This is a genomic window from Labrys sp. ALF-8 (assembly GCF_059699065.1).
Genome location: NZ_AP048537.1, coordinates 3,448,811 through 3,461,669, shown reverse-complemented (window position 1 = coordinate 3,461,669; position 12,859 = coordinate 3,448,811). Strand labels below are relative to the sequence as shown.

Genomic DNA, 12,859 nt, shown 5'->3' with positions numbered 1-12,859 from the left:
ATTGGAAGCGCGTTAACCTTCGAGCAAGGTTGTCGCCTCTAGCGTTGGGTAACCGAGGCAGCGAGACTGCAGCAATCAAACCGGAGGCCAGACACGTCATGGCTGAAGTTACACAGAATGCTCAACTGTCGAGCGATTTGCTCCATACAATGTTCGCCTCGAACATGACGAACATGATCGTTCTCGATCTCATGGTCGCCGCGACCATACTGCTTGCACACCGCATCTTCCTCGCGAACGAGCGCAGGCTGAACGCTACGTCGCCCACCCCGAAGGAATAGACCTGGCACTTCCGCTTGCGGGCAATCCTCTCGGACCACCCGCCGCCTTCACGCCTCAGGCTCCGTAGGCCGGCTGGCCCCTGACCATATCGGTGCTCGGAATCGCCTGATCGATCAGCACCACGTAGAGCACGGCCGCCACCACGGCGATCACCGCCCCCGTCAGCAGCGCCGGCACGAAGGACCCGCTCGCCTTGACGATGAAGCCGGTGACGGTGGGCGCAAGCGCGCCGCCGACATAGCCCCCGAAATTCTGCATCGAGCCGATCGAGGCCGTGGTGTTCGCCGGCGCGGCCACGGACGCCATCGCCCAGGCGGCGGAACTTGATATGTAGAGCAGGAACAGCGAGATCGAGATGCAGACGATCGCCAGCGTATCGCTGGGAGTCTCGGCTGCGACCGCCGTGAAGACCGCGGTAAGGAGTAGAGAAGCGGCCATCGGATATTTGCGGGCGTTCATCGGCGAGACGCCGTTGCGCGCCAGGAGGTCCACCAGCCAACCGCCGCAAACGCTGCCCACGACACCGAAGATGAAGGGAATCGCGCCCACGATGCCGGTGTTGGAGATGGTGAAATGGCGTTCCATCTCCAGGTAGCCGGGCAGCCAGGCCGTATAGATCCACAGCACGTAGATGGTGCCGAAGAATCCGGCGATCATGCCCCAGGTGGTGCGATATGCGAACAGCCGCTTCCAGTCGTCCCAGCTGACGCTGCTTTTTACCCCTTCCTCGTCGCCTTCGGTGAGGAAGGCGCGCTCGTCCGCATCGAGGTCCACCTCGGTTGGATTCCGGAAGACGGAATAGACGACGAACGCCAGAAGAAGGCCGGCGAGGCCCATGACGATGAACATCCAGCGCCAGCCCACCAGGAACATCAGCCCGGTCAGAATCGGCACGGCCACGGCGGTACCGAGCGAGGAGGCGCAGTTCCAGATACCCGTAGCCGTGCCGCGCTGGCGCACATTGAACCAGTCGCGGGCGACCCGGGCGCAGGTAGGAAAATGCGGCGCCTCGCCGAGCCCGAGAACCACGCGGGCTCCGATGAATTGCCAGAAGCCGAGCACCAGGCCGCCCAGCACCTGGGCGACCGACCATAGCGACATGCCGGCCGCGAGCATTACGCGCGGGCCGAGGCGATCAATCAGGGCGCCGGCCGGCAATTGGGCCAGTGCGTAGGCCCAGAGGAAGGCGGAGAGAAGGAGGCCCATCTCGCCGACATCGATGCCGAGATCCTGACGGATCAGCGGATTGGCGACGGCGAGCGTGGCCCTGTCGATGTAATTGAGGACACCCGCGGCAATCAGGAAGACCAGGGCAACGATCTGAATCCGCCGCACGCGCGGCGTAATGGATGAAATACTCATTCCTCACCTATCACCTTAAATACGGCCGTTCCGGCTCTTCTGAACAAAGGGATAGTGAGTATTGTCATACGATACAACGGCATGTTCGTATGGAATGCTTAAATCCCGGGATTGCGAAGCCCACTTATCGTCGAACTAAACTCTAGGGCGAAAAACACAACTATAGATTGCGCACCCGTCATTTTCATCATCAAACGGACTTCTAAGCAGCGCCATGAAGGACCCGACTCACCGGCGCTCCCCCCTTCACGTCAATGGTAGCCGTCCCGGCAGAGCCGGCCCGACGGCCCGGAACCTACCGTTCCCGCGTGAGTTTCCTTGGGGTGGCGCATATCGGGCCGCGCCGTTTCCATTCAACTCCAAGGAAAGACCCATGGCAGATACCTTGTCACCGGAAGACCTTCGCAAGGAATTCGAAAAGCAGATCGCTGACCTGAAGAAGGAAGTCGGGGCGCTCAGCAAAACGCTGGCCCAGCGCGGAACGGATACGCTCGAACGGACGCGGGAAAGCGCCTCGGATGCTCTCGACCGCGCCCGGGGGCAAGCCCGCAGCTCGCTCGCCCAGGTTCGCGAGCAGGCACAGCTCGTCTCGGACACCGTGAAGGAAAATCCCGGCACGACCGCGACCGTGCTGTCCTCCGCCGGCGTCATCGGCTTCGTGCTGGGGCTCATCGTCGGCACCCAGCTCGCGGGCAACTCCCGGCGCTGGTAGGACGAGAAGAGAGCGGCAAGGCTCGCGCCTTCGCCGCCTCTCATCCTGCCCGGCTAGTTTGCGGGTCCTTCGACCTTCACGCCTCCGTTGCCGATGCTGATCTCCACGGAATTCCTGTGTTGCTCCCGATAGATGTAGACCGCCGCACCGGCGACGGCGACAATGGCGACGATCAGGACGATGGCGGCATTCCTATTCATGCGGGGCTCCAAGATACACGTTCTGCCAAGAGCCAACGCCCCGCCGGCTCCTTCGGTTCCACGATGGACGCGGCGAAGCCTGCCCAGGGAGCGGCATATCTACGTGGATGCGTGTTTCTGGAAAACTGGTGCTGCAAGAGAGGATTGAACTCTCGACCTCTCCCTTACCAAGGGAGTGCTCTACCACTGAGCTACTGCAGCGCCTGCGGGGACTTGCCCGATGCGGCGCCCTAGTGCCACAAGGGAGCCGACAGTGCAAGCCGCCAGCCGCATAAAGTTGCTGATTAGATGAAATCCTCTCCCAAAACCGAAGCCGAAAAGCGGGCCGAGCGCCTCGCCAAGGCACTGCGGGCCAATCTCGGCCGGCGGAAATCGCAGGCTCGCGGGCGCGACGCAGCCGAGTTGGGTCCGCCCCCGAAAAGCGATGCGGAAAAGTCACAAGAAGATTCGGAATGACGCTCCACGGCGCGAAGCCCCGGTTTCGCCCTTGTCCGGCCTTTGTGGTTCGTTTACTCAAACCGGTTAACCTTAAGCGTTGAGTGACTCTCCAGTTGAGTCCCGGCCTCCTATGCTCCCGTTGCGAGCGGGCCGCAGTCATTTCGAAGGACCGATCATGGATCGCATCAAGATCACCGGCGGCGCGCCGCTCCACGGCGTCATTCCGATTTCCGGTGCCAAGAACGCCGCCCTGCCGCTGATGATTGCGAGCCTCCTGTCCGAAGACGTACTCACCCTGACCAACGTGCCGCGCCTCGCCGACGTCGCGCTGCTCGCCCGCATCCTCGGTAACCACGGGCTCGATGTCACCATCGCCGGCAAGCGCCCCGGCGAGCTGGAACTGACGGGCCAGACGGTGCGCCTCGATGCCCGCACGATCGTCGACACCACCGCCCCCTACGAGCTCGTTTCGCGCATGCGCGCCAGCTTCTGGGTCCTCGGCCCGCTGCTCGCCCGCATGGGGCAGGCCCGCGTCTCGCTGCCGGGCGGCTGCGCCATCGGCACCCGTCCGGTGGACTTCCTGCTCATGGCGATGGAGCGCCTGGGAGCGACCATCGACATCGAGAACGGATATGTGGTGGCGCAGGCCAAGAACGGCCTGAAGGGCGCCGAGATCGATTTTCCGAAAGTCACGGTCGGCGGCACGCATGTGGCGCTCATGGCCGCCACCCTCGCCGACGGCACCAGCGTGATCCACAACGCGGCCCGCGAGCCGGAAATCGTCGACGTGGCGGACTGCCTCGTCAAGATGGGCGCCAAGATCAAGGGGGCCGGCACCTCCACCATCGAGATCACCGGCGTCTCGCGCCTGCAGGGCGCCCATCACCGCGTGGTATCCGACCGCATCGAGACAGGCACCTATGCGATGTGCGTGGCGATGACGGGCGGCGACGTGATGCTCGACGGCGCCCAGCCTGACCTCCTGGAGAGCGCACTCGACGTGCTGCGCGAGGCTGGCGCCGAGATCACCGCCACCAACGAAGGCATCCGCGTGCGCCGCAACGGCCACGGCATCGATCCCGTGGCGGTGACCACCGAACCCTTCCCGGGCTTCCCGACCGACCTTCAGGCGCAGCTCATGGGCCTGATGACCAAGGCCAAGGGCAAGTCCCGCATCACCGAGACGATCTTCGAGAACCGCTTCATGCATGTGCAGGAGCTCGCCCGCCTCGGCGCCCATATCCACCTCGACGGCCAGACGGCCATCGTCGAGGGCGTTCCCACGCTCAAGGGCGCGCCGGTGATGGCGACGGACCTGCGCGCCTCCGTCTCGCTGGTGATCGCGGGGCTGGCGGCACAGGGCGAAACGACAGTCAACCGCGTCTACCACCTCGATCGCGGCTTCGAGAGCCTGGAGCGCAAGCTCGGCGCCTGCGGCGCACAGATCGAGCGGATTTCCGGCGAGGGTTGAGGCTGGAGTGCGGACATTCGTCCGCTCCTGGAATCATAGAGTTCGACCGGAAGGGCGCAGACCATCGAGTCCGCGCCTTTTCCTTTCATGCGAGCGCTTCGAGAGCGGACGGGATGTCCGCGTTCCCAGCCTACTTCCCGTCCAGGAACTGCAGCAGCGCCGCATTGAAGAGGGCCGGATCCTGCAGGAAGGCAAAATGGCTGGCATTGGGCAGGATCAGTAGGCCGGCACCTGGAATGGCGGCGGCGATATATTCGGTGTGCTCGCGCTTGATCGCCTCGTCATGGTCCCCATCCACGACCAGCACCTGCGCCTTGATGCCCTTGAGGTCCGCGTCCGTCCAGTTCGGCTGGCTCGCCCACATGTGGCTGATCTGCTCCATGAAGGCATCATATTCCTTCGGCGTCGCCGAGAGCCTCCGGTACTCCCTGCCTGCCCGCTCGATATAGGCCGCAAACGTCGGATTCTTCTCGACGCCCTCCTTGACGCCTGAAGTCACGGTATTTGCGGCAAAGGCGAAGATCTTGCCCACGCGATCCGGATGACGGATGGCGAGATCGAGGCCCAATATGCCGCCGTCGCTCCAACCGACGATGTCGGCGCGCCGGATCTTCAGATGGTCGAGCAGGGCCACGACGTCGTCGGCCATCAGGTCGTAGCCATAGGGCCGGGTATCGCGCGAACTGCGGCCATGTCCGCGGCTGTCGACCACGACCACCTCGTGGCGCGACGCCAGCGCCTTCACCTGCAGACCCCAATAATCGGAATTGGCGAGGCCGCCATGCAGCAGCACTACCGGCGATCCCTTGCCGATGACGGCGTAGTAAAGCCTGATGCCGTTTACCTCCGCGTAGCCGCTCTTCTCGCCGGCCACCGGTGGCGGCGTCGGGGGCAGTGTCTCCCAGCGTTCGGCCGCTCCGACCGAGGTCGTGAGAAGCAGAAGGGCAGAGAAGATGGCGGACATCATGCGCATGGCGGGCTCCATCGATTCCAATGTGAATGCGACGATCCACGATTGTGATGCGAAGGTCAAAGGCCCACTAAAATAGTAGATTGTCTTCTGTCGCCATCTGAGGCGGGCCATGTCATGGGGAGCGCGCAGGACTCCCCGTGGCAGTTCCCGGCCGCCGGCCCTGGAAACGAGGCTTACCTATCCCCATGCGGAAATGGCCGTTGGAAACGGCTGCTCCGCGTTCGGTGCGTTCTTGGTTGGAGGATCAGCGCCTGAGGTACGAGGAGGCCGGCGGCCCTACCCCGCGTTGGCGCCGACCCAACGGTACCAGGCCTCGGCGCTGCCGTTGAAGACGTTGAGGTCGATCTTGCCATCGACGCCATGGGAAAGGCCCGAGCCGGAATATTGCCAGAAGATCCACTTCCGGTCCTCGAACACCTTCGCGGGATGCTGTGCGACCGACCTCAGCCAGAAGGGATATTCCATGAAGGCGCCTTCCAGATTGTCATGGTAGAAGCCCGGGGCCGTATAGATAATCGGGCGCTGGCCGTAGTGGCGCTCCACCATGCTGATGAAGACACGCATCTTCTCCTGGACCTGTGCGGGCGAGAGACGGATCTTGCAGGCGGAATCGGCGTTCCACTCGACGTCCACAACCGGCGGCAGGGCTCCCGGCACCCGCGGCACGTTTCGGATGAACCAGCGCGCCTGCTCGGCGGCGTTGCGGCACCAGTAGAAGAAATGATAGGCGCCGCGCTTCAGCCCGGCCTCGTGCGCGGCCTGCCAGTTGCGCCTGAACATCGGATCGAGGTGGTCGCCGCCGTCGGTCGCCTTGATGAAGGCGAAATTGGCGCCCTGGAGGCGCAATGTCTGCCAGTCGATGTCGCCCTGCCAGCGAGAGACGTCCACGCCATGCACGGCAAAGACGCGCGGAGAGGCGCGGCCGAAATTGATCGGCTTGGCATCGCGGAAACGCCGGCTGTAGATGCGGTCCCGCGTGAAGCCACGCGGCGCCGGGGCATCGGACGCGGCGTCCGCGTCGGGGCGCATCGGCGGAATGGAAACGAAGGCGACCTGCTGCGACGTAGCGGCCTGGCGCGGAAGGCGCCGGACCTGAGGCACAGGGTCGTCCGGCTCCCGGGCCACGGGAACCTGGACGCCGTCGTCCGCGACCAGGGGCCGCCGAGGCATGGGCTGGCTGACGGTGGCCGGCGGCAGGGGCGCATCCACATCGACGATCGAGCCGGTGGAATCGGCCGCCGAAGGCCGCAGCGCGGAGGTGGTGCCCCCGCAGCCGGCCAGGAAAAGACAAGCGCCGACGAGGGCGAAAAGGCCGGATACGCGCATGGATACTCTGTCGAACAAACGCCACAACTGCCGCGGCGCCGGTCATCCGGCACCGCGATCATGATCTGGGCGAAATTTACAAAAAATGGCTGAATCCTGGCCACCCGCGTCGCGTGTACGGCCTCAATTCCGAATCATGGTGACTCGTTTGTTACGCAACTTGCCGCAACACCCGCCGGCATCGCTCCCACACACGAGGTCGATGCAAGGCTCATTCCCAAAAGGAAGTTTGCGACCGACCTTCCATTTCTGAGATGCCGCAAGATTCAAGAAGCCTGAGGAACATCGCCGGGGTCCGGCAGACCGTGGCTTGACGGCTTTCGGCCACCGGCGGCGCCAGACGGCAGGATATGCGCCCATGCGAATGACGATTGATTGCTCTGGCGATCGATCACGCAGACATCGCTCGGCAGCCGGAAAGCACTATTAGGCCGGAGATCCTCCGAAGCCACGAAACAGTATTAATCTGTCTCTCCATTTCAAATTTCTGTGTTGCCGGGCAGCAACAATCATCGCGGATTGCGAATATAATTTTCATAAAACGATCTATTATTTTCACATAACGATCATATTTCAAAAAGTTGTACCTTGTTTAATCACGACATCAGGTTGATTCCTCTGCGGTATTGCAATCGCCGATTTGCCCCGTGGCCGTATCGGCGACCATTTGCCATGTGAGGGGGATCATGAGCGGGAAGCGTCCAACGGCAGCCGCGCTGGCGGCAGCCTTGTCATTCGGGGGACTGGCCTTTGCCCCGGAGGCGGCCAGGGCCGGCAGTTGCACCACCTCGGACGGCATGACATGGGAGTGCTCGGGAGCGGCATCGGGCACCAGTGGCGATGCAACGCAGACCATCTCGTCCGGCGGTGCCGTGACTGTCTCGACGGAGCCCGGCTTCGGGCTCGCCACGACGGGCGACGGCTTCCATATCTCGTCATCCGGCGGAATCAGCTTCACGGACGACAACCAGTCGTCCATCGCTGGCGACACGAACGGCATCTGGACCTCCAATGTCGGCACGGGCGCGCTGACAATCACCTCGACGGGCACGGTGACGGGCACGTCTGATTCAGGTGCTAGTTCCGGCATATACGCCTACAACGAAGGCACGGACCTGGCGGTCAATGCCGCCGATACGAGGGGCAGCCAATACGGCATCTACGCTCAGAACAATGGTACGGGCGCGGTGGCTGTCACCTCGACCGGCACCGCGACCAGCACGACCTACGCTGCCATCGCGGTATACAATACCGGCACGGACCTGACGGTCGACGCCGTCGATACGACTGGCGATTCTTACGGCATCTACACCTCCAACCAGGGCACGGGGGGTGTGACGATCAACTCGACCGGCACGGCGACCGGCACGGCGGACACTGGCATCTACGCCTACAACGATGGTGCGGACCTGACGATCAATGCCGTGGATACTGCAGGTGGCTCAACCGGCATTAGTGTCTGGAACAGCAGCCTGAGCAGGGGCGAGGTGACGATCAACTCGACAGGCACGGCGACCGGCACGACTTACGCTGGCATCTATGCCTGGAGCTACGGTACGGCTATCACGATCAATGCCGTCGATACAATGGGCGGCTATTTCGGCATCGCGGCCGACAACTATGGCACGGGCGCGCTGACGATTACCTCGACGGGCACGGCGACCGGCACGACCTATTATGGCATCCTCGCCTATAACGAGCTTGGCAGTACGGATCTCACGATCAATGCAGCGAATGCGGCGGGCGGCATATACGGCATCTATGCCGACAACCGGGGCACAGGCGACACCAACGTCATGGTGTCGGGCACCGCGACCGGCGGCGATGGCGTCTACGTTCACAATTACGCCGTCACGATGGGTGCGTTGAATGTCACTGTGAACAACGCCACGGGCAGCCGATACGGCATTTCCACCGAGAACGCGGGCATGGGTGCCACGTCGATCACCACGACCGGTGTCGTAGAGGGCGGTACGGCCGGCATCTATGCCCAGTCGGATTCGGAAGAGGCCATCGGCATCTCCAATTCCGGGACTGTCCGGAACGCCTCCGGCGCTTCCTCGGATTTGGCAATCGACACCTCGGGCGGCACCACGTCGATCAGCAATAGCGGTCTGGTCAAGGGTACTGTGGCGCTGAGCGACCAAGGCAACAGCTTCGACAACCTGTCTGGGGGCGTATGGAACACGGCCGGGGGCACCAACGAGTTCGGTACCGACCTCGCCGACAACGTCCTGACGAACGAGGCCGGCGGCACCATCATCGCTGCCGAGGCCGGTGCGTCGGCCGCGGCAACCACCACCTTCAACGGCCTGGGAATCTTCGCCAATGCCGGCACCCTCACCATGCAGAACGGCCGGGCGGGCGACCAGACGGTAGTCAACGGCGACTTTGTCGGTGCGGGTGGCACGGTCAAGCTCGACACGGTCCTGGGCGACGACAATTCCCTGACCGACAAGCTCGTGATCAATGGCGATGCCTCCGGCTCGACGACTCTGGCGATCCATAATGTCGGCGGCACCGGGGCGCAGACGACGAACGGCATCGAGGTGGTCGTGGTCGGGGGAAACTCGACCTCGGATGCCTTCCATCTCAACGGGGCGGTGGCGGTCGGCGCCTATGATTACGGCCTCTACTTCCAGGATCTCGCCAAGACCGACCAGAACTGGTACCTGCGCTCGGTCGGCGCGTCCGCCTCGACGCAGACTGCGCTGCCCTATGCGGACACGCTGGTGAACTATGCCGAGGCGACGCTGGGCACGCTGCAGCAGAGGACCGGCAACCGCGTCTGGCCGAACGGCACGCCGCCCGAGGCGATCTGGTGCAAGGACCCGTCCCGCAACTTCCGCTGCACCCCGACCGGCGAGCAGAACGCCTCCTATGCCGACGGCAAGCCGGTGCTCTACGGCCAGGGCGCCTGGGGGCGCATCGGCGGCCAGTATGCCTCCTACGATCCCAGGACAGGCTCGGCCTACACCCAGTCCCTCGGCTTCCTGCAGGCCGGCTATGAGGGCGTGGCCCATGAGAACGGCTCGGGCGAACTGACGCTCGGCGCCTTCGCCACCATCGGCACCTCGCGCGCCGAGATCGACGTCTCGCCCGACCCGGTGACCAAGGCGGCGCGCAGCGGCAAGATCACCTCGACCGGCTACGGGCTCGGCGGCAACCTGACCTGGCTCGGCCAGGACGGCTTCTATGCCGATGCGGTCGGCCAGTTCACCTGGTATGAGTCGGACCTGTCCAACAAGGCGGGCGGCGGCAATTCGGGCTGGTCCTCGGTGCTGAGCCTGGAGGCGGGCAGGCGCTTCGAGCTCGGCTCGGGCTGGGCGCTGGTGCCCCAGGCCCAGCTCGCCTGGGCCCATGTCGACTTCGACAGCTTCACCGACCTCAACGGCGCCCGCGTCGCCCTCGGCGACGGCGACAGCCTGAAGGGCCGGCTCGGCCTGCGGGTCGAGAACCTGGCCAGCTGGAAGAACCAGCAGGGCAGGACCGACCGCCTGCAGCTCTACGCCGTCGCCAATCTGAGCTACCAGTTCCTGGACGGCACCTCGGTCGAGGTGGCCGGCTCCTCCTTCACCCAGCAGAACAAGCGCCTGTGGGGCGAGGTCGGCCTGGGCGGCAGCTATGCCTGGAACGACGAGTGGAGCCTCTATGGCGAGGCCGACTATGCCGCCGCCCTCTCCTCCGGCTCCGGCGACAACTATGCCGTCAAGGGTACCGCAGGCCTCAGATACAGGTGGTGAGGCCGCGACAGCAGACTGCTTCGACGAATGGGGTGGGCCGGAAACGGCCCACCCCATTTCTTATGTTCCGGCGCCCCCGACGGCGGCGGCGGGCAAGTTTCTGCATGTCCACTCCAGAACGACCCCCGCTCACGAAGCATCTGGCGCAACATGAAACCTCACCGGCACGCCCTGATGCACGGCTGATCTTCCGATGTTCGGGATGCCAAACGAAATGCGATCGACGAGAGATCCAGGGCAGGCTGTCTGCCGCATCCCCAGCCCCGCCTCACTCCGCGGCCTGCGCTTTCACCTGGAAAGGCAGGTCGAGCTTCTTCCACACCGCTACGAGGGCCTTTGTGAGATCGGCGATCAGCGCCTCGCCATGGAACGGCGTCGGCGTGATGCGCAGGCGCTCGGTGCCTCGCGGCACCGTGGGATAGTTGATCGGCTGGATGTAGATGCCGTGGTCGGAGAGCAGCAGGTCGCTGGCCGCCTTGCAGCGCTCGGCATCACCGACGATCACCGGCACGATATGCGTCTCCGAGATCGCAACCGGCAGACCTGCGCCGGCGAGCGCTGCCTTGGTCCTCGCCGCGTTGGCCTGCTGTGCCGCGCGCTCGGCCTGCGACCCCTTCAGGTAGCGGACAGAGGCCTGCGCCGCGGCGGCAACCGCCGGTGGCAGGGCAGAGGTGAAGATGAAGCCCGGAGCATGCGAACGCACCGCATCGACGATCGGCGCCGCGGCGGCGATGTAGCCGCCCAGCGCCCCGAAGCCCTTGGCCAGCGTACCCTCGATCACATCGACCCGGTCCATCACGCCGTCGCGCTCGGCGATGCCGGCGCCGCGCGGTCCGTACATGCCCACGGCATGCACCTCGTCGAGATAGGTCATCGCCCCGTAGCGCTCGGCAAGATCGCAGATCCGGCCGATGGGCGCGACGTCGCCATCCATGGAATAGACGCTCTCGAAGGCGATCAGCTTGGGACGCTCCCTGCCGGCCTTGCGCAGCAGATCCTCGAGATGGTCGAGATCGTTATGGCGGAAGATCGCCTTCTCGCGGCCCGACTGGCGAACACCCTCGATCATCGAGTTGTGATTGAGTTGGTCGGAAAGGATCAGGCAGTCCGGCAGGAGCTTGCCAATGGTGGAGATGCCGGTCTGGTTCGAAACATAGCCGGACGTGAAGACGAGCGCGGCCTCTTTGCCGTGCAGGTCGGCGAGTTCGGCTTCCAGCATCACCACCTGGTGGCTGTTGCCGGAGATGTTGCGCGTCCCGCCAGCCCCGACGCCGAGTTCCGTGGCCGCCTTGACCATCGCCTCGATCGACGCGGGATGCTGGCCCATGCCGAGATAGTCGTTCGAGCACCACACCACGATCTCGCGCCGCCCCTCGGGGGAATGCCAGACGGCGTGCGGGAAACGCCCGGCGATGCGCTCGATGTCCGCGAACACACGATAGCGCTTTTCCTGCCGGAGCGAGTCGACCGCATTTGCGAAGATCGCGGTGTAATTCATGATCTCAACCCAACTTTGCCGGTGCATGGGCTTGGATTACCGGAGGCGGCATCACGGCCTGTGCACCAGGATACGACACGGGTTCTCCCGTATGGAACTCCTAAAAACTGACGCTGTCATATCGTCATTCCCGCGACAATGCATCAAGCAGCGTGACATGGACGGCGATTGGTCGCGGTCTGGCTTCGGTCTTGCGATGGGAAAACAGGCCATCACATCGGCGTGACGCCATTGCTCCGCCATCGAAGCGGCCACAATCGCGCCTAGTCTGCCCGTGTTTCGATGGAGGTACCCATGACGTCCAAGAACGCAATCCTGCTTTCCACCCTTGGTCTCTCGCTCGCCCTGACGGCCGCGCCCGCCCTTGCCGAGATCGTCAAATACAAGGCCGACCTTTCAGGCCCGGAGGAAAATCCGCCGACGGCCTCGAAGGGCACGGGCTCGATCGAGGCGAGCCTCGACACGGCCACGCGCAAGCTCACATGGTCGGGCAGCTATTCGGGCCTGACCGGCCCCGAGACGGCGGCCCATTTCCACGGCCCCGCGCCCAGGGGCACGAATGCGGGCGTGATGGTGCCGGTGACGGCGAAATCCAGCCCCTTCAAGGGCTCCGCAACCCTGACCCCGCAACAGGCCAAGGCCTTTTCGGACGGGCAGGTCTATTTCAACATCCATACCGAGCAGAACAAGGGCGGCGAGATCCGCGGCCAGATGGCGGCCGAGAAGTAGACCGCTCATTCCGGAACTTGTTCCTGACCAATCGAAGATGACGATTGCGGCGCGGAAGCGGTCTCTTTATTGAGACGAAAAAATCCTTCCTGCGCTGCGGTCGTTTCCGTGTCCCCTGTCCTGCT

10 protein-coding genes and 1 tRNA gene are annotated in these 12,859 nt (G+C 64.0%); 5 read left to right on the top strand and 6 right to left on the bottom strand.

Features of this window, described 5'->3' with window-relative positions:
* The first annotated feature begins 98 nt into the window (after positions 1–98).
* The gene (locus AC6H34_RS15940; protein ID WP_448148927.1) at positions 99–281 is read left to right on the top strand and encodes a hypothetical protein; all 183 of its coding nucleotides are present in this window, start codon (positions 99–101) and stop codon (positions 279–281) included.
* A gap of 55 nt (positions 282–336) precedes the next feature.
* Here AC6H34_RS15940 and AC6H34_RS15935 read toward each other — a convergent pair whose 3' ends face one another.
* Positions 337–1,644, bottom strand: coding sequence for an MFS transporter (locus tag AC6H34_RS15935; protein ID WP_448148928.1), 1,308 nt, complete (start codon positions 1,642–1,644; stop codon positions 337–339).
* Positions 1,645–2,017: 373 nt separating this feature from the next.
* Here AC6H34_RS15935 and AC6H34_RS15930 point away from each other — a divergent pair, with 373 nt between their 5' ends.
* On the top strand, positions 2,018–2,356 hold the full coding sequence (locus tag AC6H34_RS15930) for an ElaB/YgaM/YqjD family protein (protein WP_448148929.1): 339 nt from the start codon (positions 2,018–2,020) through the stop codon (positions 2,354–2,356).
* Positions 2,357–2,409: 53 nt separating this feature from the next.
* Here AC6H34_RS15930 and AC6H34_RS15925 read toward each other — a convergent pair whose 3' ends face one another.
* Positions 2,410–2,556, bottom strand: coding sequence for a hypothetical protein (locus tag AC6H34_RS15925; protein ID WP_448148930.1), 147 nt, complete (start codon positions 2,554–2,556; stop codon positions 2,410–2,412).
* Between the two features lie 126 nt (positions 2,557–2,682).
* Positions 2,683–2,757 (bottom strand) — tRNA-Thr (locus AC6H34_RS15920).
* A gap of 412 nt (positions 2,758–3,169) precedes the next feature.
* On the opposite strand from AC6H34_RS15920, the gene murA reads away from it, so the two are divergent.
* A complete protein-coding gene (gene murA, locus AC6H34_RS15915) occupies positions 3,170–4,465 on the top strand; it encodes a UDP-N-acetylglucosamine 1-carboxyvinyltransferase (protein WP_448148931.1) in 1,296 nt (431 codons plus the stop codon).
* A gap of 130 nt (positions 4,466–4,595) precedes the next feature.
* Here the strand turns inward: murA and AC6H34_RS15910 are convergent, their stop codons facing one another.
* Together AC6H34_RS15910 and AC6H34_RS15905 are read right to left on the bottom strand one after the other, a co-directional pair.
* Positions 4,596–5,432, bottom strand: coding sequence for an alpha/beta fold hydrolase (locus tag AC6H34_RS15910; RefSeq protein WP_497539900.1), 837 nt, complete (start codon positions 5,430–5,432; stop codon positions 4,596–4,598).
* A gap of 282 nt (positions 5,433–5,714) precedes the next feature.
* On the bottom strand, positions 5,715–6,764 hold the full coding sequence (locus AC6H34_RS15905) for a glycoside hydrolase family 25 protein (protein WP_497539391.1): 1,050 nt from the start codon (positions 6,762–6,764) through the stop codon (positions 5,715–5,717).
* A gap of 686 nt (positions 6,765–7,450) precedes the next feature.
* Between AC6H34_RS15905 and AC6H34_RS15900 the strand changes: the two genes are divergently transcribed.
* Complete coding sequence (locus AC6H34_RS15900; protein ID WP_497539390.1) at positions 7,451–10,507, top strand: autotransporter family protein; 3,057 nt, start codon at positions 7,451–7,453, stop codon at positions 10,505–10,507.
* 268 nt (positions 10,508–10,775) lie between these two features.
* Here AC6H34_RS15900 and hemA read toward each other — a convergent pair whose 3' ends face one another.
* A complete protein-coding gene (gene hemA, locus AC6H34_RS15895) occupies positions 10,776–12,005 on the bottom strand; it encodes a 5-aminolevulinate synthase (RefSeq protein ID WP_448148935.1) in 1,230 nt (409 codons plus the stop codon).
* 294 nt (positions 12,006–12,299) lie between these two features.
* Between hemA and AC6H34_RS15890 the strand changes: the two genes are divergently transcribed.
* Positions 12,300–12,734 carry a CHRD domain-containing protein gene (locus AC6H34_RS15890; protein ID WP_497539389.1) on the top strand — a complete coding sequence of 145 codons (435 nt, stop codon included), beginning with the start codon at positions 12,300–12,302 and terminating at the stop codon, positions 12,732–12,734.
* The last annotated feature ends 125 nt before the right edge of the window (positions 12,735–12,859 follow it).